The 23,160-nt window shown below is 39.1% G+C and carries 20 protein-coding genes, 1 pseudogene and 1 riboswitch; of the genes and pseudogenes, 16 read left to right on the top strand and 5 right to left on the bottom strand.

Features of this window, described 5'->3' with window-relative positions; genetic code table 11:
• Positions 1-59: 59 nt before the first annotated feature.
• Both I1J71_RS05420 and trkA read right to left on the bottom strand, forming a co-directional pair.
• Entirely contained in the window at positions 60-1,499 is a 1,440-nt protein-coding gene (locus I1J71_RS05420; protein WP_195184004.1) for a TrkH family potassium uptake protein, read from the bottom strand.
• Between the two features lie 3 nt (positions 1,500-1,502).
• Complete coding sequence (gene trkA, locus I1J71_RS05425) at positions 1,503-2,852, bottom strand: Trk system potassium transporter TrkA (protein WP_195184005.1); 1,350 nt, start codon at positions 2,850-2,852, stop codon at positions 1,503-1,505.
• Between the two features lie 424 nt (positions 2,853-3,276).
• Between trkA and I1J71_RS05430 the strand changes: the two genes are divergently transcribed.
• The 13 genes and pseudogenes from I1J71_RS05430 (at position 3,277) to I1J71_RS05490 (ending at position 13,846) form a co-directional block, all read left to right on the top strand.
• Entirely contained in the window at positions 3,277-3,780 is a 504-nt protein-coding gene (locus I1J71_RS05430; protein WP_195184006.1) for a tRNA (cytidine(34)-2'-O)-methyltransferase, read from the top strand.
• A gap of 53 nt (positions 3,781-3,833) precedes the next feature.
• A riboswitch (FMN riboswitch) is annotated at positions 3,834-4,052 on the top strand.
• A gap of 148 nt (positions 4,053-4,200) precedes the next feature.
• Entirely contained in the window at positions 4,201-4,764 is a 564-nt protein-coding gene (locus tag I1J71_RS05435) for an ECF transporter S component (protein ID WP_195184007.1), read from the top strand.
• Complete coding sequence (locus I1J71_RS05440) at positions 4,754-5,404, top strand: phosphatase PAP2 family protein (protein WP_195184008.1); 651 nt, start codon at positions 4,754-4,756, stop codon at positions 5,402-5,404. The genes I1J71_RS05435 and I1J71_RS05440 overlap by 11 nt, the downstream gene beginning before the upstream one ends.
• A gap of 27 nt (positions 5,405-5,431) precedes the next feature.
• Positions 5,432-5,851 (top strand): chromosome partitioning protein ParB, encoded by a 420-nt coding sequence (locus tag I1J71_RS05445; protein WP_195184009.1) that lies wholly within the window; start codon positions 5,432-5,434, stop codon positions 5,849-5,851.
• Positions 5,826-6,310: pseudogene (locus tag I1J71_RS05450) on the top strand (GNAT family N-acetyltransferase). Before I1J71_RS05445 ends, I1J71_RS05450 begins: the two are co-directional and overlap by 26 nt.
• 233 nt (positions 6,311-6,543) lie before the next feature.
• Positions 6,544-6,969, top strand: a complete 426-nt coding sequence (gene rplK / locus I1J71_RS05455) for a 50S ribosomal protein L11 (RefSeq protein WP_001085808.1) — start codon at positions 6,544-6,546, stop codon at positions 6,967-6,969.
• 96 nt (positions 6,970-7,065) lie between these two features.
• Positions 7,066-7,755 (top strand): 50S ribosomal protein L1, encoded by a 690-nt coding sequence (gene rplA / locus I1J71_RS05460; RefSeq protein WP_001085672.1) that lies wholly within the window; start codon positions 7,066-7,068, stop codon positions 7,753-7,755.
• A 203-nt stretch (positions 7,756-7,958) separates the two neighbouring features.
• Entirely contained in the window at positions 7,959-9,659 is a 1,701-nt protein-coding gene (locus I1J71_RS05465) for an acetolactate synthase large subunit (protein WP_195184010.1), read from the top strand.
• Positions 9,652-10,128 (top strand): acetolactate synthase small subunit, encoded by a 477-nt coding sequence (gene ilvN / locus I1J71_RS05470; protein WP_195184011.1) that lies wholly within the window; start codon positions 9,652-9,654, stop codon positions 10,126-10,128. The genes I1J71_RS05465 and ilvN overlap by 8 nt, the downstream gene beginning before the upstream one ends.
• 64 nt (positions 10,129-10,192) lie before the next feature.
• On the top strand, positions 10,193-11,215 hold the full coding sequence (ilvC, locus tag I1J71_RS05475; protein ID WP_006147961.1) for a ketol-acid reductoisomerase: 1,023 nt from the start codon (positions 10,193-10,195) through the stop codon (positions 11,213-11,215).
• An 80-nt stretch (positions 11,216-11,295) separates the two neighbouring features.
• Positions 11,296-12,546: a threonine ammonia-lyase IlvA gene (gene ilvA / locus I1J71_RS05480; RefSeq protein WP_004251960.1), complete on the top strand. Its 1,251-nt coding sequence runs from the start codon at positions 11,296-11,298 to the stop codon at positions 12,544-12,546.
• A gap of 82 nt (positions 12,547-12,628) precedes the next feature.
• Positions 12,629-13,525 (top strand): SPFH domain-containing protein, encoded by an 897-nt coding sequence (locus tag I1J71_RS05485; RefSeq protein WP_004251962.1) that lies wholly within the window; start codon positions 12,629-12,631, stop codon positions 13,523-13,525.
• Positions 13,526-13,630: 105 nt separating this feature from the next.
• Positions 13,631-13,846, top strand: a complete 216-nt coding sequence (locus I1J71_RS05490; RefSeq protein ID WP_004251963.1) for a hypothetical protein — start codon at positions 13,631-13,633, stop codon at positions 13,844-13,846.
• A gap of 82 nt (positions 13,847-13,928) precedes the next feature.
• Here I1J71_RS05490 and I1J71_RS05495 read toward each other — a convergent pair whose 3' ends face one another.
• Together I1J71_RS05495 and I1J71_RS05500 are read right to left on the bottom strand one after the other, a co-directional pair.
• Complete coding sequence (locus tag I1J71_RS05495) at positions 13,929-14,669, bottom strand: amino acid ABC transporter ATP-binding protein (RefSeq protein WP_195184012.1); 741 nt, start codon at positions 14,667-14,669, stop codon at positions 13,929-13,931.
• Complete coding sequence (locus tag I1J71_RS05500; protein ID WP_195184013.1) at positions 14,669-16,234, bottom strand: ABC transporter substrate-binding protein/permease; 1,566 nt, start codon at positions 16,232-16,234, stop codon at positions 14,669-14,671. Before I1J71_RS05500 ends, I1J71_RS05495 begins: the two co-directional genes overlap by 1 nt.
• Before the next feature lie 130 nt (positions 16,235-16,364).
• Here I1J71_RS05500 and I1J71_RS05505 point away from each other — a divergent pair, with 130 nt between their 5' ends.
• Both I1J71_RS05505 and I1J71_RS05510 read left to right on the top strand, forming a co-directional pair.
• Positions 16,365-18,260, top strand: coding sequence for a DUF2207 domain-containing protein (locus I1J71_RS05505; RefSeq protein ID WP_195184014.1), 1,896 nt, complete (start codon positions 16,365-16,367; stop codon positions 18,258-18,260).
• 61 nt (positions 18,261-18,321) lie between these two features.
• Complete coding sequence (locus tag I1J71_RS05510; RefSeq protein ID WP_195184015.1) at positions 18,322-19,167, top strand: undecaprenyl-diphosphate phosphatase; 846 nt, start codon at positions 18,322-18,324, stop codon at positions 19,165-19,167.
• 35 nt (positions 19,168-19,202) lie between these two features.
• On the opposite strand, the gene dinB is transcribed toward I1J71_RS05510, so the two are convergent.
• Positions 19,203-20,264: a DNA polymerase IV gene (gene dinB / locus I1J71_RS05515; RefSeq protein ID WP_195184016.1), complete on the bottom strand. Its 1,062-nt coding sequence runs from the start codon at positions 20,262-20,264 to the stop codon at positions 19,203-19,205.
• A gap of 238 nt (positions 20,265-20,502) precedes the next feature.
• Between dinB and pflB the strand changes: the two genes are divergently transcribed.
• The gene (gene pflB / locus I1J71_RS05520) at positions 20,503-22,818 is read left to right on the top strand and encodes a formate C-acetyltransferase (protein ID WP_004251975.1); all 2,316 of its coding nucleotides are present in this window, start codon (positions 20,503-20,505) and stop codon (positions 22,816-22,818) included.
• Positions 22,819-23,160: the final 342 nt, after the last annotated feature.

Genomic DNA, 23,160 nt, shown 5'->3' on the forward strand with positions numbered 1-23,160 from the left:
TATCAACAAAAAGCACATCCCTCAAAAAATGAGGGATGTGCTTTTTGATAATAACATTGCTAACGCTTAGACCAGGTTCGCTTCATAAAGAGTAATATGATTGGATAAATTTCAAGACGTCCTGCAATCATTACAAAGGATAGGAGGAGTTTTGAAAACGGACTAAATATTGAAAAACTTGAGGTTGTTCCGAGAATTGGGCCGATATTGTTAAAGCAACTGAAAACGGCACTCGTAACAATCATTAAATTGTTAGCATCTAAACTGATAATGAACATTAAGCTGAGTAGAATCATAATGTAAACTACAAAGTACTTGAGAATCTTATGTTGGGTGTCCTTGTCGACTACCGTTTGATTAACATGGAGAGTTAAAACACGGTGAGGGGATATGGTAGACAAAAATTGATTTTTAGCAATTTTAGCTAGAATAACTCCACGCATTACTTTGAGACCACCAGCAGTAGATCCAGCAGAACCACCAATCGCCATCAGCATCAGTAAAATATATTGTGAAAACAAAGGCCAATTTGTAATGTTGCCATAACCGAAACCAGTTGTAGTGATGATATTAGAAACTTGGAAGAAGGCCATCTCAAAACTTTGTGAAACGCCACTATAAAGGTGGAGTGTATTGAGAGTAATTAAGCCGGTAGAAACGACGACAATCAAGAGATAAGCACGAAGCTCCTCATCGAAAAAGAATTCCTTGACTCGACGAAGCATGAGATAGTAGTAGAGGTTGAAATTGACACCAAACATCAAGACCCCAACACTCGTCAGATAGGTAATAAGAGAACTATTATAGTGGGCGATTCCATCATTGTAAACCGTGAAACCACCAGTCCCAGCAGTTCCCATAGCGATAACAAAACTATCGTAGAGTGGCATACCGGCAAGATAATAAATCACTACAAAGAGGGCGAACATTGCCAGATACAGGATGTAGAGGATTTGTGCAGTATTTTTTAGCTTAGATACCACCTTACCAAATACTGGTCCAGGGACTTCGGCCTTCATAACCTCTAAGTGGCTATTTTTAGCATTGTCCATAATAGCTAGGGCAAAAACTAGCACCCCCATACCTCCGATGAGGTGAGTGAAACTTCTCCAAAATAGAAGAGAACGGCTTAAGACAGAAACGTCATTTAAGATAGTTGCTCCCGTAGTAGTGAAGCCGGAACTAGTTTCGAAGAAGGCATCGATAAAATTGGGGATTTGACCTGAAAAGACAAAGGGAAGGGAGCCAAAGAAAGACCAGAGGATCCAACATAGGGCAACAATTAAGACTCCTTCTTTAGCATAGATACGTTGTTTTTTAGGCTTTTTGATGATTCCGAGTAGACCTAGGACAACAAGAATCCCGATGGTAGAGAAAAGAGCTGTAAAAACTTGATTAGATTCTCGATAGTAAAGAGCAATACCAACAGGAACTAAAAGTAACCCAGCTTCAATCAAGAGTAGTTTTGCAAGAAGAAAGCGTACCATACTTCTATTCATAGCTTACCTCTCTAACAAATCATAAATCTTGGTGATGTTTGATAGCAAAGTGATAACCACAAGCTTATCACCGACTTGGAGTGTGTCTTCTCCTGTTGGGAAGATCGTTTTTCCATTGCGGATAATAGCAGCAATCAAGACATCCTTTTTGAGCTTCAATTGAGATAAAGGCTTGCCAGTCATTTTATTGGCTTCCTTGATCAGGAATTGAAGAGTTTCTACCTGTCCATTTGCTAGATGGTGCATAGCTTGAAGGTCAGAATATTGCGCATTTACACGACCATGGATAAAGTGCATAATGGTATCAACAGCGATTGTTTTAGGGGTGATGATACTTGAGAAATCTGTCGCATGAATGATTTCCAATAGGCTTGTTCGGTTTACCTTAGTAATATTTTTCTGAACACCTATGTTATCCAAAAACATAGAGGTAATGATATTTTCCTCGTCGACTCCTGTCAAAGTGGCAACGGCATCATAGTTTTGTGCACTTTCTTCTAAGAGGGTGTCCTTAGTTGTTCCATCACCTTGGACTATATAGAGTTTAGGGAATTTTTCGCTGAAAAAGGCAGCTATTTCAGGATTGACCTCAATAACCTTGGTATCGATACGACTGTCTTTTAACATACCTAAGAGATAGTAAGCAATTTTCCCAGCTCCTATGATGAGTAAACTCTTAACAACTCTGGACTTAATATAGTTGTGGAAGAGCATCATATCGACACGACTTCCTGTCACGAAGATACGGTCTTTATCTTCTAAAATCATATCTCCACTAGGAATCATGAGTTTGTGGTCGCGTTCGATAGCACAGACAATAACATTACCAAACTTTTTACGAAAATCTGCAATAGACATCTGACAAATATTACTGAAATTTCGTACCTTGAATTCCATTAAGCTGACTAATCCACCTGCAAAACGCTCAACAGAAAGAGCATTGGGGAAGTCTATAATATTAGCGATAGCACGAGCTGCTAGGAGTTCAGGGTTTACAATGAGTGAAAATCCAAGAATATTTTTTTCTTTAAAGTAAGGGTTGGAATATTCAGGATTTCGTACACGAACAATGGTTTCCTTTGCTCCCATTTTTTTGGCTAAAACAGCCGAAACCATGTTGACCTCGTCGTATTGAGTCATGGCAATGAAAATATCACAATCTTGAACATTGGCTGCTTCTAACATCGCAAAGTCAGCTCCGTTACCTGCGATTCCCATAATATCAAAACGGCTGGTCAAGTATTTTAGAACAGTTTCGTTCTGTTCAATTAAGACAACATCATGGTTGTCAGCAACAAGTGAACGACAGAGGGCAGAACCTACTTTTCCCCCTCCGACAAGAATAATCTTCATAGTTAGTTAACCTACTTTTTCAATATGTCTCTATCATACCTTTTTTTAGAAAAAAATGCACTCAACAACCGACTGTTTCCTTGTTTAATAAAGGGATTAGGGGAATTCGAATAAATATTTTGCTTTAAATATCATATGTTTATGAAAAAACTTGTTCCGAAAATTCTTAATCTATGTAAATTCTATGATATTGCTTGCTGAAAGTTGAAATTTTAACTTTTGTAAATATGCTTGTAAAAAAAATGAAAAAATCAAGTCATTTCTATTGACAATCAGGCTGAAAGTGTTATACTAAAAAAGTAGTTTCGCTGATTTACTTCAAACCTGTTGTGAGGTAAGTTAACGATGCCTTAACCACGCTGTTTGCTGAGCTTGACTCCGGGCAGTGTGGCTATTTTTTTGCACTAGTGAGAGGAAGCAAGGCATGGCCAATCATATTGTATTGTTTGAACCACAAATTCCACAAAATACGGGAAATATTGCACGAACCTGTGCGGCGACGAATGCGCCCCTTCATATTATCAAACCGATGGGCTTTCCGATTGATGATCGTAAAATGAAGAGAGCTGGGCTAGACTATTGGGACAAACTTGAAATCTATTTTTATGATAGTTTAGATGAATTTATGAAAAAAATGGATGGTCAAGTCTACTTGATTTCTAAGTTTGCAGAAAAGGTCTATTCAGATGCTGACTTCACGATAGAAGGAAACCATTATTTTCTTTTTGGACGTGAAGATAAAGGTTTGCCTGAGGAATTTATGCGGGAATATCCGGAAAAAGCTCTCAGAATTCCTATGAATGATGAACATGTCCGTAGTCTCAATGTATCCAATACTGTATGTATGATTGTCTATGAGGCCCTTCGTCAACAAAATTTTGCGGGTCTCGAACTGGTTCATACTTACGAAACGGATAAGTTGAAATAAACACTGATAAGAGATAAAATGCTTGCGCTTGCAAGCTTTTTTTGTTATCATTAGAGGGTCTTCAGGGCAGGGTGTGATTCCCGACCGGCGGTAAATTTGACTAGCTATTTTAGCTTTCTCTTCGTTGTCTTGTCTCGATATACTTTAAGTATTATCTTCGACTGCGACGTCTAGATAAATCTAAAATATCTTAGCCAAATAAGTCCGCGAGCGCAAGCTGATGTGGTGAGATTCCACAACCGACAGTATAGTCTGGATGGGAGAAGACGAAAGGATAGCTTTGTCTATTCTGCTTCATTATAATAGAAATAAAACCAGTTTCTTTGTAAGCTTAGGTTATTTTTTGAGATAGTTAAGAGAGTAGATAGAGAGAAACTTTCCAACTTCTTCTGATTTTATAGAAAATTGGAGGAACCTGTTATGACAAACACACGTCGACTTTCGACCATTGCAATTTTATCAGCACTTTCATTTGTGTTGATGTACTTTGACTTTCCGCTTCTACCGGCGGCATCCTTTTTAAGGATTGAGTTCAGTATCTTACCGGTTTTGATAGGGTTAATAGTACTCGATTTGCCAGCGGCTTTAGGAGTACTTTTTCTTCGCTCCTTGCTGAAAATCCTTCTGAACAATCAAGGAGTTAGTACCTATATTGGTTTGCCGATGAATATCGTAGCCTTAGGAGTCTTTGTTCTTGCTTTTGGTCTGATTTGGAGAAAAGAGCGTACAACCATGCGTTTTGTCCTAGCTTCATTAGCAGGGACGATTGGTCTTACTTTAGCTATGCTGGTTCTAAACTACGTTTATGCTGTACCTTTGTACGCAAAATTTGCTAACTTCGATATAGAGAATATTCTAGGACTTAGTAATTACTTGTTGGCAATGGTTTTACCATTCAATTTGATTGAAGGTGTCATCTTTGCCCTCTCATTCTGGTTATTATTTGTCCTCTTGAAACCAACTTTGAAATACTATGAAAGATAAACAAACATATTTAACAAAGGGCTCTTTTGCCCTTTTACTATTTGTAATTCTGGGTTATGTCGTTAAGTTTTATCCAGAGCAACTGGTAGCATTGGACTCCTCGGTTCAAACAGCTATTCGAGGTGATTTACCCGAGACCTTAACTTTGATTTTTCGTGGAATTACACGTCTGATTGATTTACCTATTGTCATTAGTTGGGCTATTATTTTGATTGCTATCTTTTACCTGAAAAAGTGGAAAACTGAGAGCCTATTGGTAGCTGGGAATCTTGGTCTGGCTGGTATTTTAATTGTGTCTTTAAAACACCTCTATCAACGTCCACGACCAGATATTTTACACTTAGTGGAGGAGAAAGGATTTTCTTTCCCAAGTGGGCATTCACTGGCGGTGACTTTACTCATCGGTTCCTTGATCATTATCCTAGGTCAGAGAGTGAAAAACACTACTACAAAGCTAGCTTTACAAGGACTACTAGGACTTTACCTAGTTAGTGTTCTTGTCTCTAGAGTTTATCTTGGTGTCCACTACCCATCAGATGTTCTGGCAAGCCTGAGTCTAGGTCTAGGAATCTTGTTTATTGAATTTCCATTTTATGACAAACTCCGTTTTCAATGGCGCTTTACAGGCAAGCAGAAGTAGGCATTAATCCTTTGTGAGGAAGTAAAAATGGAAGTCAAGATAAAAGATCTTCATCCGAGTCAACTTTACTTATCAGAGAAGAAGTTGCAAGATATTCAGATGCTTTATCAGTCGGTAAAACTAATCAATGTTGATCCAATTAGTATTCTTGCATTTGGAAATTGCTTGTTGATTACAGATGGGCATCACAGGGCTTATCAGGCTTTGTTAATGGGCCAAGATACGATTTCTGCTGAGTGGGATAAAGATGGTGGTGATGAAATCTATCATCTTTATGCAAAAGCTTGTGAGGAAAGAAAGATATACTCTATTCTGGATTTAAAAAATCATGTCTTATCTCAAGATGAATATGAGGCAAAATGGTATAACTGGTGTGATGGTTTTAATCAAGCAGCGGAGCTAGTATTAGGAGTAGAAAATGATGACAAAAATCATTCAGATAGATGATTCCTTACGTCTAGTTCCCTATTTTTTAGCAGATCATCATGATGCAGCTTTGGGCTGGTATCAAGATGTGGATTTGGTAGAACTTGTAGACGGCATTAGAATACCCTATAGTTTGGAAAAATTAAATACCATGTATTCCTATTTAGAAAGTAACGGGGATTTGTTCTGGATTGAGTTTCGAGAAAAGGGGGAGTGGTTTCCATTGGTGATGTCACCTTATCTCAGGAGAATCTTCCTATTGTGATTGGCAATCCAACTTATCAGTATCAAGGACTTGGACGCAAAGTTTTGAAGGTCTTGATTGATCTAGCTCGTCAAAGGGGATGGAAAGAATTAAAAGTTCAGGAAATCTATGATTTCAATCATGCCTCCAGACGATGTTTTGAATCCCTTGGTTTTGTTGAGAGTAGAAGAACTGAAATTGGGGTTGGCTTTCTCTTAAAACTGGACACTAACTAGGCTAAATTATTTTTAAAAATCGCTCAAAAATAGAGCGGTTTTTAAATTCATAGTTTGCAACACTTTTAAAATCGAAATGATAGGCAAATTCAGTTATAAAATTTCTCTAAAAATAGAATTTTTCTCTTGCATTTGGGATAAATTAGTGTATAATAGTAGGGTATGTGTAAAACATACTTGTGGGAGGTAAAAATCTTTAAATTACCGCCAAAACCACAAAGGAGGATTTAGAAATGGCTAAAAAAGTCGAAAAACTTGTAAAATTGCAAATCCCTGCTGGTAAAGCTACGCCAGCTCCACCGGTTGGACCTGCTCTTGGTCAAGCTGGTATCAACATCATGGGATTCACAAAAGAGTTCAACGCTCGTACAGCTGATCAAGCTGGTATGATTATTCCAGTTGTTATCTCAGTATACGAAGATAAATCATTTACTTTCGTTACTAAGACACCACCAGCTGCTGTTCTTTTGAAAAAAGCTGCAGGTGTTGAAAAAGGATCAGGTACACCTAACAAAACTAAAGTTGCTACAGTTACTCGTGCACAAGTACAAGAAATTGCAGAAACTAAGATGCCAGATTTGAACGCTGCAAACATTGAGTCTGCAATGCGTATGATCGAAGGTACTGCTCGTTCTATGGGATTCACTGTTGTTGACTAATCAATAACTTCCCTATATAACCCGCAAGACTTCATCATTTCGAGAAGTGACGTGGGAGATGAAAATCGATTGAACCACTTACAAGGAGAATAGAAAATGGCTAAAAAAAGCAAACAACTTCGTGCTGCTCTTGAGAAAATCGACAGCACAAAAGCATACAGCGTAGAAGAAGCTGTAGCTCTTGCAAAAGAAACTAACTTTGCAAAATTTGATGCAACTGTAGAAGTTGCTTACAACTTGAACATTGACGTTAAAAAAGCTGACCAACAAATCCGTGGAGCAATGGTATTGCCAAACGGTACTGGTAAAACAGCTCGTGTTCTTGTATTTGCACGTGGTGCAAAAGCTGAAGAAGCTAAAGCTGCTGGTGCAGACTTCGTTGGTGAAGACGACCTAGTTGCTAAAATCAACGACGGTTGGTTGGACTTCGACGTAGTTATCGCTACACCTGACATGATGGCTCTTGTTGGACGTCTTGGACGTGTCCTTGGACCACGTAACTTGATGCCAAACCCTAAAACTGGTACTGTAACAATGGATGTTGCAAAAGCAGTTGAAGAGTCTAAAGGTGGTAAAATCACTTACCGTGCTGACCGTGCAGGTATCGTACAAGCTATCATCGGTAAAGTTTCATTTGAAGCTGACAAGTTAGTTGAAAACTTCAAAGCATTCAACGAAACAATCCAAAAAGCTAAACCAGCTACTGCTAAAGGAACTTACGTAACAAGCTTGACAATCACAACTACTCAAGGTGTTGGTATCAAGGTTGACGTTAACTCACTTTAATTAGTAAATAATCGAAAGGTTGGGACATTTTGTCTCAACCTTTTTTCTATTAAAAGGTAAAAATACGTATAAACTTTCTAATCTATTTGATATTGTAAAGTATCTAGATAGAAAATTCAGAAAATTGTTTCTTTTGTCTTGAAAATTTTTGAAAAAATGGTATTATAGAAACAAGTCATTTTAAGAGAAGAGAAAGGGGAACGATGGAGAAAATCATTTTAGACTCACCAAAATCAGGTTCGGAACTCGTTTTGGAAACACTCCGTGACCTAGGAATCGATACGATTTTTGGTTATCCAGGCGGGGCTGTATTGCCTTTATATGATGCTATTTATAATTTTAAAGGCATCCGCCATATTCTAGGTCGCCATGAACAAGGTTGTCTTCATGAAGCAGAAGGTTATGCTAAGTCAACAGGAAAACTTGGTGTCGCAGTCGTCACAAGTGGACCAGGAGCTACCAATGCCATTACTGGTATTGCAGATGCTATGAGTGACAGTGTTCCCCTTTTGGTCTTCACAGGTCAGGTGGCAAGAGCGGGAATCGGTAAGGATGCTTTCCAGGAGGCAGATATTGTTGGTATTACCATGCCAATTACCAAGTACAACTATCAGGTTCGTGAGACGGTTGATATTCCGCGTGTGATTACAGAGGCTGTGCATATTGCAACTACAGGTCGCCCAGGGCCAGTTGTTATTGACTTGCCAAAAGATGTTTCTGCTCTTGAAACGGACTTTGTCTATTCTTCAGAGATAGATTTACCAAGTTATCAACCAACTTTAGAGCCTAATGAGATGCAAATCAAGAAGATCTTGAAGCAACTCTCTAAGGCTAAGAAGCCAGTTTTGTTAGCTGGTGGTGGGATTAGTTATGCAGAGGCTGCTACGGAGTTAAATGAATTTGCAGAGCGTTATCAAATTCCTGTTGTTACCAGTCTTTTGGGACAGGGGACAATTGCAACTAGCCATCCACTATTTTTAGGAATGGGTGGTATGCATGGTTCCTTTGCAGCTAATATCGCAATGACAGAAGCTGATTTTATGATTTCGATTGGGTGTCGTTTTGATGACCGTTTGACTGGTAATCCTAAGACATTTGCGAAGAATGCCAAAGTAGCGCATATTGATATCGATCCAGCAGAGATTGGTAAGATTATCGCTGTTGATATCCCAGTTGTTGGAGATGCTAAAAAGGCCTTGCAACAGTTACTAGCGGAGCCAATCGTTCGTAACAACACTGAAAAATGGATTGAAAAAGTTACCAAAGATAAGAATCGTGTTCGTTCTTATGATAAGAAGGAACGTGTCGTCCAACCACAAGCAGTTATTGAACGAATTGGTGAATTGACTAAGGGTGATGCCATTGTCGTAACTGACGTCGGACAACACCAAATGTGGACGGCTCAATACTATCCATACCAAAACGAGCGTCAACTCGTAACTTCAGGTGGACTAGGAACCATGGGATTTGGAGTTCCTGCAGCCATTGGAGCAAAAATTGCTAATCCAGATAAGGAGGTCGTGCTCTTTGTCGGTGATGGTGGTTTCCAAATGACCAATCAGGAATTGGCAATCTTGAACATCTACAAGATTCCAATCAAGGTCATCATGCTTAATAACCATTCACTTGGAATGGTTCGTCAATGGCAAGAAGCCTTCTACGATGGGCGAACATCAGAGTCAGTCTTTGACAGTCTCCCAGATTTCCAATTGATGGCTCAAGCCTATGGAGTTAAGAATTATAAATTTGATAATCCTGAAACCTTAGAAAAGGATTTGGAAGTCATCTTGGAAGATGTACCAATGTTTATCGAGGTAGATATTTCTCGTAAAGAGCATGTTTTACCGATGGTACCAGCTGGTAAGAGTAATCATGAGATGTTGGGGGTGAAGTTTAATGCGTAGAATGTTAACAGCCAAACTTCAAAACCGGTCAGGAGTTCTCAATCGTTTTACCGGTGTTTTGTCTAGACGCCAAGTCAATATTGAGAGTATCTCGGTAGGGGCGACAGAAAATCCTAATGTGTCACGGATTACCATTATCATTGATGTTGCATCTCACGATGAAGTGGAGCAAATCATCAAACAACTCAACCGTCAGGTCGACGTTATCCGTGTTCGTGATATCACTGATAAACCTCACCTAGAGCGAGAAGTTATCTTGGTTAAGATTGCTGCACCAGCTGAGAAGCGAGCAGAAATTTTGGCCATCATTCAACCTTTCCGTGCAACTGTGGTCGATGTAGCCCCAAGCTCCATTACCGTTCAGATGACGGGAAATGCAGAAAAGAGTGAAGCCTTGATTCGTGTTATTCGACCATACGGTATCAAGAATATTGCTCGTACGGGTGCAACTGGATTTACCCGTGATTAAAAATCCAACCTAAATTTGTTAATCTAGCCTAACAGGCAATAAAAATAGAAAAGAGAGAAAAACTATGGCAGTTCAAATGGAATACGAAAAAGATGTAAAAGTAGCAGCACTTGACGGTAAAAAAATCGCCGTTATCGGTTATGGTTCACAAGGACATGCGCATGCTCAAAACTTGCGTGATTCAGGTCACGATGTGATTATCGGTGTTCGTCCAGGTAAATCATTTGATAAGGCAAAAGAAGATGGTTTTGATACTTATACAGTAGCAGAAGCAACTAAATTGGCTGATGTTATCATGATTTTGGCACCAGACGAAATCCAACAAGAATTGTACGAAGCAGAAATTGCTCCAAACTTGGAAGCTGGGAATGCAGTTGGATTTGCGCATGGTTTTAACATCCACTTCGAATTCATCAAAGTTCCTGCAGATGTAGATGTCTTCATGTGTGCTCCTAAAGGACCAGGCCACTTGGTACGTCGTACTTACGAAGAAGGCTTTGGTGTTCCAGCACTTTACGCTGTCTACCAAGATGCAACAGGAAATGCTAAAAACATCGCTATGGACTGGTGTAAAGGTGTTGGTGCAGCACGCGTTGGTCTTTTGGAAACAACTTACAAAGAAGAAACCGAAGAAGATTTGTTTGGTGAACAAGCAGTTCTTTGTGGTGGTTTGACTGCCCTTATTGAAGCTGGTTTTGAAGTCTTGACTGAAGCTGGATATGCTCCAGAATTGGCTTACTTTGAAGTGCTTCACGAAATGAAACTCATCGTTGACTTGATCTACGAGGGTGGATTCAAGAAAATGCGTCAATCAATTTCTAACACAGCTGAATACGGTGACTACGTTTCAGGTCCACGTGTGATCACTGAACAAGTGAAAGAAAACATGAAAGCCGTTCTTGCTGATATCCAAAATGGTACATTTGCTAACGACTTTGTCAACGACTACAAAGCTGGACGTCCAAAATTGACTGCTTACCGTGAACAAGCAGCTAACCTTGAAATTGAAAAGGTTGGTGCAGAGTTGCGTAAAGCAATGCCATTTGTTGGTAAAAACGACGATGACGCATTCAAAATCTACAACTAATTTTTGAGAATAAAAATAGAAGGCGAGTTGGGGGGTACCTAACCCGCTTTTTATCTTGAAAAAGAATCAAGGAGAAGATTATGCTTAGTGCAAAAGATGTGGTGAAGGCCCACAAGGTTCTGAGTGGTGTCGTAGCCAATACACCACTTGACTACGATCATTATTTATCAGAAAAATACGGAGCTAAAATTTATCTCAAAAAAGAAAATGCTCAACGAGTCCGCTCTTTTAAAATTCGTGGAGCTTATTATGCCATCTCACAATTGACTAAGGAAGAACGTGAACGTGGTGTAGTGTGCGCATCAGCGGGAAATCACGCTCAAGGTGTTGCCTACACTTGTAACGAGATGAAAATTCCTGCAACAATCTTTATGCCAATTACAACGCCTCAACAGAAAATTGGTCAGGTTCGTTTCTTTGGTGGAGATTTTGTAACTATCAAATTGGTAGGAGATACCTTTGATGCTTCGGCCAAGGCAGCTCAAGACTATACAGTTGCTGAAAATCGTACCTTTATTGATCCTTTTGATGATCCCTATGTTCAAGCTGGTCAAGGAACAGTAGCTTATGAAATTTTAGAAGAAGCGCGAAAAGAATCCATTGATTTTGATACTGTCTTGGTGCCTGTAGGAGGTGGAGGACTCATTGCAGGAGTTTCTACTTATATAAAGGAAACGAATCCGGCTATTGAAGTTCTGGGTGTAGAAGCCAACGGAGCTCGTTCCATGAAGGCAGCATTTGAGGCTGGAGGTCCGGTTAAACTCAAAGAAATTGATAAGTTTGCAGACGGGATTGCTGTGCAGAAGGTTGGACAATTGACCTATGAAGCAACCCGTAAAAATGTTGAAACGCTTATCGGAGTGGATGAAGGTTTAATCTCTGAGACCTTGATAGATCTTTACTCTAAACAGGGGATTGTAGCTGAGCCTGCAGGCGCTGCTAGTGTGGCTGCCTTGGAAGTACTGTCAGATTATATAAAAGGTAAGACCATTTGTTGTATCATCTCTGGAGGGAATAACGATATCAATCGTATGCCAGAGATGGAAGAACGTGCCTTGATTTATGATGGTATCAAGCATTACTTTGTGGTCAACTTCCCGCAACGTCCAGGGGCTCTTCGAGAATTTGTAAATGATATTTTAGGACCGAATGACGACATCACACGTTTTGAGTATATTAAACGTGCTAGCAAGGGAACAGGACCAGTCTTAATCGGGATTGCTCTTGCTAACAAGCATGATTATGCGGGCTTGATTCACCGAATGGAGAAATTTGATCCGTCTTATATTAACTTGAATGGGAATGAAACTCTATATAATATGCTTGTTTAATATCCTATAAAATTTTTATCATATCATTTGCCTAACCTATATACGAGTGCTATAATGTAAGTGAAGAAAGGGGGAGATTCCCATGGTTTTACAAGTTTTACTTGTTCTAGTGATTCTAATGCTTATTGTAGGAGCTATGTTAGTGAGCTCTGTTTATGTCGTTCGTCAACAGTCTGTTGCAATTATCGAACGATTTGGTAAGTATCAAAAGTTAAGTAATAGTGGTATTCATCTACGGGCACCATTTGGCATTGACAAAATTGCAGCTCGTGTGCAGCTACGCCTTTTACAAAGTGAGATCGTGGTTGAAACCAAAACCCAAGATAACGTTTTTGTGACTATGAATGTCGCAACTCAGTATCGTGTAAATGAGTTAAACGTTACAGACGCTTACTATAAATTGATGAGACCTGAAGCTCAAATCAAATCTTATATTGAAGATGCATTGCGCTCATCTGTTCCTAAGTTAACTTTGGATGAATTGTTTGAGAAAAAAGATGAAATTGCATTAGAAGTTCAAAAGCAAGTAGCGGAAGAAATGTCAACGTATGGGTATATTATCGTTAAGACGCTCATTACCAAAGTTGAGCCGGATGCAGAAGTCAAACAATCAATGAACGAAATTAATGCTGCCCAACGTAAGAGAGTGGCAGCTCAAGAATTGGCTGAAGCAGATAAAATTAAGATCGTTACAGCGGCAGAAGCTGAGGCAGAAAAAGATCGCCTCCATGGTGTGGGGATCGCAGAGCAGCGGAAAGCAATTGTTGATGGACTTGCTGATTCTATTAAAGAGTTAAAAGGAGCCAATGTCGAATTAACTGAAGAACAAATTATGTCAATCCTATTAACCAATCAGTATTTGGATACATTGAATAATTTTGCAGATAAACAAGGAAATAATACAATATTCTTGCCAGCAAATCCTAATGGAGTTGAAGATATTCGAACCCATATATTATCAGCTTTGAAAGCTAAATAATTATAATCTTAACGCAATAACTTTATTAATATATGTGTTTCAATTGACAAATACTATAAAAACATATAGAATGAAGTTGCGTAAAGAAAAAAATAGGAGAATAACATGGCTAAGTCTAACTTTGAAAAAGTAGAAGCAGTTGTTAGCTGGGTTCGTGATAAGAAGATCACAGGGTATCGTATTTCTAAGGAAACGAATGCGCGTGAGATGTCTATCATTGCTTTGGCTCAAGGACGTGCAAAAGTTAAAAACATTTCCTTTGAAACAGCCCTCGGCTTAATTGATTTCTACAATAAAAATCATGAAAAATTTGAAGATTAGTCTTTGGATATAGGCAGGTTCGAAAAGAATCTGCCTTTTCATTTTTGGAAATAAAAAAAGACTGCCATTGCAGTCTTTTTTCTTATCGAAGATAGCGTTGTAAAAATTCTCTTGTACGTTCTTCTTTGGGATTAGTAAATAGATCTTCTGGTTTGCCTTCTTCTGCAATGACACCTTTATCCATAAAGATGACGCGGTTTGATACATCGCGAGCAAATTCCATCTCGTGTGTTACAACAATCATGGTCAAGCCTTCTTGAGCCAAATCTTGCATGATTTTGAGAACTTCACCGACCATTTCAGGGTCAAGAGCTGATGTAGGCTCATCAAAGAGAATGGCATCAGGATTCATAGAAAGTGCACGAGCAATGGCAACACGTTGCTTTTGACCACCAGAAAGTTGTTTAGGTTTTGCTTGCCAGTAACGTTCTCCCATGCCAACTTTTTCAAGATTCTCTTTAGCAACTTTCTCTGCTTCTGAGCGATCACGTTTGAGTACAGTTGTTTGGGCAACGATTGTATTTTCTAGCACGTTAAGATTTTCAAAGAGGTTGAAGGACTGGAAGACCATTCCTAGTTTTTCTCGATAGTGAGTGAGGTTATAGCCTTTTTCAAGGACGTTTTCACCATGATAAAGGATTTCGCCTTCAGTCGGTGTTTCAAGTAAGTTGATCGAACGTAGGAAGGTTGATTTACCACTACCGGAACTTCCAATGATAGAAATAACTTCTCCTTTATGGATAGTGAGAGAGATATTTTTTAGAACCTCGTTTTGTCCATAGGATTTTTTGAGGTGTTTGATTTCAAGAATGGGTTGATTCATTATTTCAAATCCTCCGTTTGCATTTGGTTAGCTCCTGTTGTGTAGGTATCCATATCCATCCGTTTTTCGATATAGCGTAGGATACGTGTTACTGTAAAGGTGAGGACAAAGTAGATAACTGCGATAATAGTAAAGGTTTGGAAGTATTGGTAGGTTTGTGTTGCTACCGTATTTCCTGAGAAGTAAAGTTCTACAACAGAGATAACATTCAATACAGAAGTATCCTTGATGTTGATGACGAACTCATTACCAGTCGCAGGTAAAATGTTTCGAACTACCTGAGGTAAAACGATCTTACGCATGGTTTGATTATGAGTCATACCAAGTGCAGTTGCTGCTTCAAATTGTCCCTTGTCAACAGCTAGGATACCACCACGAACGATTTCGGTCATGTAGGCACCGGTATTGATAGAAACGATAAAGATAGCAGCGAGAGTACGGTCTAGGTTGATTCCGAAAGCCTGGGCAGTTCCATAGTAGATAACCATAGATTGTACAATCATAGGAGTTCCACGGAAAATTTCAATATAGATATTGAGAATCCAACCAACCATATTTTGTATGACGTAGAAAAATTGATTTTCAGATTGGGGCGCAGTACGGAAAACACCGATAGCAAGACCAATAACGAGACCAACGATAGTACCGATAATGGAAATTAAAAGTGTGATTCCGGCACCTCGCAAGAGTTGTTGCCAGTTTTCACTTAGAATTTTAGCAACTTGGCTAAAGAAATTACTGCTGTTTTCTTCAGTAGTTGTAGCTTGAACAGGTTGTTCTTTAATCATACGATCCATTAGGGCAACTTGTTCTTCTTTAGTGATGGTTTCAATGCTAGCATTGATTTGGCTGATACGTTCGTCATCCTTACGAAGACCGATAGCGATAGAGGTATCTTCTTCTCCAGTTTTAAAACCAGGTTCAGGCTGAATCATTTTAAATTTGGCATTTGCTGATTCAGCAGTTAGAGCCTCTGGGCGTTCAGAAACATAGGCGTCAATGACACCAGCTTCAAGAGCTTGACGCATTTGAGCGAAATCACCCATGGCAGTTTCTTTTTTAGCGCCTGGAATTTGAGAAATCAAGTCGTAAAGGTAAACCCCTTGTTGAGAAGTGATTTTTGCATCTTTAAAGTCATTTAAGCTAGTAGCATTAGCGTAGCTCGAGTCTTTCTTCACTACGAGAACAGGCTCACTAGTGTAGTAACTACTTGAGAAGGCAATTTCTTGCTTGCGTTCAGCGGTTGGGCTCATACCAGCGATAATCATATCGATTTTACCGGAAGTCAGAGCTGGAACAAGTCCTTCCCATTTTGTCTTAACAATGAGGGGTTCTTTACCGAGGTCTTTAGCGATTTTTTTTGCAATTTGAACATCATAACCATTGGCGTACTGGTTGGTCCCGTCAATCTTGACAGCACCGTTGCTATCGTCGTCTTGAGTCCAGTTGAAGGGTGCATAAGCTGCTTCCATCCCGATGCGTAAATATTCATCGGCTTGGACCTGGCTAACTAGTCCTAGGGTCAGGGCTAGGCTAGCAAGGATAGTTAAGCATAATTTTTTCATGTTTTCTCCTATTTCTAGTCTAAAAATGGCTCCCTCTATTGTATCTAAAAATGATGAGATTTTCAATACAAGCAAACCTTAAGTTCTAAAAAATGATATAATAGTGAAAAAACGTGAAAGGGAATGTAAGATGAAAAAGAGATGGTTACTTGCCCTGGTATTTACTTTTTTACTATTTATCCCGAGCCTTGTTTTTGCAGTAGACTTCGACATTCTATCCTATAAGGGGGATTTGAATATTCATGCAGATAATACAGCAGTTTTCCAAGAAACAATTACCTACCATTTTAAAGATGATTTTAATGGTCAATTGATTGGGCTCGGTAAAGCAGGGAAGATGCCAAAGGGATTTGAGATTGATGATGACCCAACTGTCCTTGTATCTAAAAATGGGCAAATCGTTCAGGATGTTCTCTCATATACTAAGGAAGAAGAGGATGGCTACAAGGTCATCATTCTTAATCCAGGAAATGCAGGAGATACTGTTCGGGTAACCGTTACTTGGCAATTGAAAAATCTTCTTTTCTTATATCAGGATATTGCTGAGCTGAATTGGCAACCACTGACAGATAGTTCAGGGGATATTAAAGATTTAGAATTTCGAGTAACATCGGACAAACCAGCCGAGAAACTCTTTTTCCATACTGGTAAACTCCTCAATGAGGGTAGTGTCGAAAAAGTAAACGATATTTATCGAGTGAAGATGAAAAATCTTCCTAGAAACCATCAAGTTGAGCTACATGCCTATTGGCCGAGAGAAGCTTTCTCAAGTGCTCCAAGCCAAGGACTGGACGAAGATAATCTAAGTAACTTTAAAAGAGTTGAGGTAGAAATAAAGGCTGAAAAAGTCCAGGCCAATGTCATGATAAAATGGATTTTTCCAATCTTCTTTACGGCTCTGTTGCTAGTAACAATCCACTATTATAGAGAATTTCGTCAGCATACGACTCTTAAAAAGGTATATCCAAAGAATCATCGTCTCTACGAACCCCCAATGGACCTGCCTCCAATGGTTTTGGCAGAAGCAATCTATTCAACATCCTTAGAGGAAGTTAGCCCTCTAAATAAGCAGAAGTTTGGTAAGTTCAGCTTTGAACAACTAATCCAGGCAACTTTGTTAGATTTAGTCGATCGCAGACATTTATCCATTTTTCAAGGTGAAGAAGAGCCATGGATCAAAATTAACAGTGAAAAAGGTTTGTCTAATTTTGAGAAGGAATGCCTACGGATGACTCTCTCTACAAATAAAGAACTGGCTCTTTCAGATCTTTTCCCTGAGTATCAAGTTTCTTCAGTTTTGTTCCATGGAGCTAAGGAAGCTGATGAGAAGCATATTCGAGAATTCGGCTTACACCTCAAGCGTTCTTTCGAGAGACGACTTGAACGTATGCAAAGTTGTGTTCGAGACAAGGTGAACATTTTACGAATTCCAAGTTATTATCGTCCTTTGACGGAAAAAGAAAATAATCTTGTGAAAAAAATGAAAGTCTGTTCGGCTGTAACGGGTATTCTCGGCCTTCTCATCTTCTACTATAGCTTACAAACACATGGTTATTTTTCACTTCCTTTACTGTCACTCGGTTTAATGGGCTTGCTAGCTAGTGCTTTGGTTCATTTTGTGACTCGAGGGCCGTCTCGTGATGGAGTCTTAAATGAAGAGGGATCAGAAGCCTTTTATCTCTGGACAAGTTTTGAAAACATGCTTAGGGATATAGCTCATCTTGATAAGGCTGAACTAGAGAGCATTGCACTTTGGAATCGCCTTTTGGTCTATGCAACTCTCTATGGATACGCCAAGAAAGTGAATAAAATTATGAAGCTTCGCAATATCCAACTTGAAAATGCAGATATGAATCTTTATGTATCTGCTGGATGGGATAAACAGTTTCATACGTCTACTGCTCACATTCATCAATACACTTCGGTCGCAAATACAGCAAGTACCTTCTCTGTATCATCTGGAAGTGGTGGCTCTGGTGGAGGCTTCTCAGGTGGTGGCGGTGGAGGAAGTGTTGGTGCTTTCTAAAGAAAACTAAACACAGCCTTTAAAAGTATGATATAATGGAGGATAGAAAAAGGAGAAATCTATGTATTTTATTGAAATTTTAAAATCAATCTTTTTTGGTATTGTTGAAGGAATTACGGAATGGTTGCCGATTTCAAGTACTGGCCACTTAATCCTAGCGGAAGAGTTTATCCAGTATAAAGATCAAAATGAAGCCTTCATGTCTATGTTTAATGTAGTTATTCAACTTGGTGCGATCTTAGCCGTTATGGTTATCTACTTTAACAAGCTGAATCCCTTCAAGCTAGGTAAGGATAAGGTACAAGTTCGTAAAACTTGGCAGTTATGGTCCAAAGTTTTTGTTGCGACTTTACCTCTGCTTCTAGTCTTTAAATTTGATGATTGGTTTGACACTCACTTTCACAATATGGTATCAGTAGCCATTATGTTGATTGTTTATGGGGTTGCCTTTATCTTTCTTGAAAAACGCAACAAAGCGCAAGCAATTGAGCCAACAGTCACTGAGTTAGACAAATTACCGTATAAAACAGCCCTCTATATTGGACTTTTCCAAGTCTTGGCCCTTTTGCCAGGTACTAGTCGTTCAGGTGCCACTATCGTAGGTGGTTTGTTGAACGGTACTAGTCGTTCAGTGGTGACTGAATTTACCTTCTATCTAGGAATTCCAGTTATGTTTGGAGCCAGCGCTTTGAAGATTTTTAAATTTATCAAAGCGGGAGAAGTGTTGAGCTTTGGTCAATTCTTCTTGCTCTTGGTAGCTATGGTAGTTGCTTTTGCAGTCAGCATGGTATCCATTCGTTTCTTAACTAGCTATGTCAAAAAACACGACTTTACAGTGTTTGGTAAATACCGTATCGTCCTTGGTAGTGTCTTACTACTTTATAGCTTTGTTCGATTATTTATATAAGAAAAAAACCTTGAGGGGAGATTCCTTCAAGGTTTTTAGAATCCAGTCACAGTGACACCCAATAAGCGAACACCCTTGTCTTTATAACTCAGTGTTTCGTAGAGTTGGATAATGCTTTGAGCAATTTGTTCAGGGTCTTGCGTTTGCTGCTCCAAAGTTTTTCGTTTTGTCAAAGTAGAAAAGTCAGCATAGCGGATTTTCAAAATGACGATTTTACCACTTTTTTCATGTTTTTGAAGACTAAGGGCCACTTTTTCCGAAAGGAGAGTTAGCTCTTTTTTTATATCTTCATCTAGACTTAGAATCTTACTGTAAGTTTTTTCTTTACCAATAGACTTACGGATACGATTTGATTTAACGGGAGAGTTATCTATACCTCGAGCTTTACGATAAAGGTCAAAACCGAGTCTTCCGAAACGATCAATGAGAGTGATTTCAGAAATCTCTAAAAGGTCAGTACCCGTATATACACCCATTTGATGGAGTTTTTCAACTGTTTTCTTGCCAACACCGTGGAATTTAGCGATATCCATTTGTTGGAGAAAATCTACGGCTTCATCAGGAAGAATGACCGTCAAACCACGAGGTTTTTGATAGTCACTAGCCATTTTAGCTAAAAACTTATTATAAGATACACCGGCAGAAGCGGTCAGATGGAGTTCTTGCCAAATATCCTGCTGAATTAAGCGAGCAATCTTGACAGCAGACTTGATACCGAGCTTATTTTCAGTCACATCTAGATAGGCTTCGTCGATACTCATAGGTTCAATCCTATCCGTATAACGTTTAAAAATAGCTCGAATCTGTTGACCAACAGCAGTATATTTTTCGTAGTTTCCGGAAATGAAAACGGCTTGTGGACAACGTTCATAGGCCTCTTTGGAACTCATAGCTGAGTGGATGCCAAAGGTTCTCGCTTCATAACTACAAGTCGAAACAACTCCGCGACCTCCTGTTTTTCTTGGGTCACTACCGATAACAACGGGTTTCCCTTTTAGTTTGGGATTGTCTCGAATTTCTACCGCAGCAAAAAAGGCATCCATGTCAATATGGATGATTTTACGAGATAAATCATTCATCAGTGGAAATATGAGCATGTAATGACCTTTCTTTGATAGAATTACTAGCTATATTATAACCTTTTTCAGAAAAAATAGAAAATAAGTAAATCTTTTTCAAAACTATAATACAGTTATCGCGAAAACAACAACTGTATTATAAAAGAAAGTGTTAAAAAAAGGTGATTTCACTTGTTGAAATCGTTTACTGTGTGGTATACTGAATACATGAATGTAACAGATGACTGTTACTAGAAAGATAAAAGAGGACATTAACATGGTTGTTAAGACAGTTGTTGAAGCACAGGACATTTTTGACAAAGCCTGGGAAGGCTTTAAAGGTGTTGACTGGAAAGAAAAAGCAAGTGTATCACGCTTTGTACAAGCTAACTACACACCTTATGATGGAGATGAAAGCTTCCTTGCAGGACCAACAGAGCGTTCACTTCACATTAAAAAAATCGTAGAAGAAACTAAAGCACACTACGAAGAAACTCGTTTCCCAATGGACACTCGTCCAACTTCTATTGCTGATATTCCTGCTGGATTTATCGACAAAGAAAACGAAGTTATCTTCGGTATCCAAAATGACGAACTCTTCAAATTGAACTTCATGCCAAAAGGTGGTATCCGTATGGCTGAAACTACTTTGAAAGAAAACGGATACGAACCAGATCCAGCTGTTCACGAAATTTTCACAAAATATGTAACAACTGTTAACGACGGTATCTTCCGTGCTTACACTTCAAACATCCGTCGTGCTCGCCACGCTCACACTGTAACTGGTCTTCCAGATGCATACTCACGTGGACGTATCATCGGTGTTTATGCGCGTCTTGCTCTTTACGGTGCAGACTACTTGATGCAAGAAAAAGTGAACGATTGGAACTCAATCGAAGAAATCGATGAAGAAACAATCCGTCTTCGTGAAGAAATCAACCTTCAGTATCAAGCATTGCAACAAGTTGTACGCTTGGGTGATCTTTACGGAGTTGACGTTCGCAAACCAGCGATGAACGTTAAAGAAGCTATCCAATGGGTAAACATTGCCTTCATGGCTGTCTGCCGTGTTATCAACGGTGCTGCTACATCTCTAGGACGTGTGCCAATCGTATTGGATATCTACGCAGAACGTGACCTTGCTCGTGGTACATTTACTGAATCAGAAATCCAAGAATTTATTGATGATTTCGTTATGAAACTTCGTACAGTTAAATTTGCTCGTACAAAAGCTTATGACCAATTGTACTCAGGTGACCCAACCTTCATCACAACTTCTATGGCTGGTATGGGTAACGACGGTCGTCACCGTGTTACTAAGATGGACTACCGTTTCTTGAACACTCTTGACAACATCGGTAACTCTCCAGAACCAAACTTGACAGTTCTTTGGACTGACAAATTGCCATACAACTTCCGTCGCTACTGTATGCACATGAGCCACAAACACTCTTCAATCCAATACGAAGGTGTTACAACAATGGCTAAAGATGGATACGGTGAAATGAGCTGTATCTCATGTTGTGTGTCTCCACTTGACCCAGAAAACGAAGAACAACGTCACAACATCCAGTACTTCGGTGCTCGCGTTAACGTTCTTAAAGCTCTTCTTACTGGTTTGAACGGTGGTTACGATGATGTTCATAAAGACTATAAAGTATTTGACATCGAACCAATCCGTGACGAAGTTCTTGAATTCGAATCAGTTAAAGCAAACTTTGAAAAATCTCTTGACTGGTTGACTGACACTTACGTAGATGCTTTGAACATCATCCACTACATGACTGATAAGTACAACTACGAAGCTGTTCAAATGGCCTTCTTGCCAACTAAACAACGTGCTAACATGGGATTCGGTATCTGTGGATTTGCTAACACTGTTGATACATTGTCAGCTATCAAGTACGCTACAGTTAAACCAATCCGTGACGAAAATGGCTACATCTACGATTACGAAACAATCGGTGAATACCCACGTTGGGGTGAAGATGACCCACGTTCAAACGAATTGGCAGAATGGTTGATCGAAGCTTACACAACTCGTCTACGTAGCCACAAACTTTACAAAGACGCAGAAGCTACTGTATCACTTTTGACAATCACATCTAACGTTGCTTACTCTAAACAAACTGGTAACTCACCAGTCCACAAAGGTGTATACCTCAACGAAGATGGTTCTGTGAACTTGTCTAAACTTGAATTCTTCTCACCAGGTGCTAACCCATCTAACAAAGCTAAAGGTGGATGGTTGCAAAACTTGAACTCACTTGCTAGCCTTGACTTTGGTTATGCAGCTGATGGTATCTCATTGACAACTCAAGTTTCACCACGTGCTCTTGGTAAAACTCGTGACGAACAAGTTGATAACTTGGTAACAATCCTTGATGGTTACTTCGAAAACGGTGGACAACACGTTAACTTGAACGTTATGGACTTGAACGATGTTTACGAAAAGATCATGTCAGGTGAAGACGTAATCGTACGTATCTCTGGATACTGTGTAAACACTAAATACCTCACTCCAGAACAAAAAACTGAATTAACACAACGTGTCTTCCACGAAGTTCTTTCAATGGATGATGCATTGAGCTAAGATTTATAAATAGTAAATCAAAAACCAGTCACTCTGACTGGTTTTTTTGTTATAAAAATTTTTTAAAAAAAATTAGTCAAATTTGGTCAAATCTCTTGACTAAAACTGACCAAAGTGATATACTAAAAACATAAGGATCATGAAAGTCCTTAGAAAACCTTGATTTTAAGGTGATTGTATATACTATCTTAAGATCAAAGTATGGGTAAAACCTAGAAAAGAGGTACAACCTATGGTTAACATTAGTATTTTTAGAAGTCCAATCGAAAAACCTGTATTGGATAAAGAAAAACCTGAAATTATACGTAGAGTAGCAAATAGCTAGTCTAAATTTTTTAAAAC

Source organism: Streptococcus infantis (assembly GCF_015546995.1).
Lineage (GTDB): Bacteria > Bacillota > Bacilli > Lactobacillales > Streptococcaceae > Streptococcus > Streptococcus infantis_J.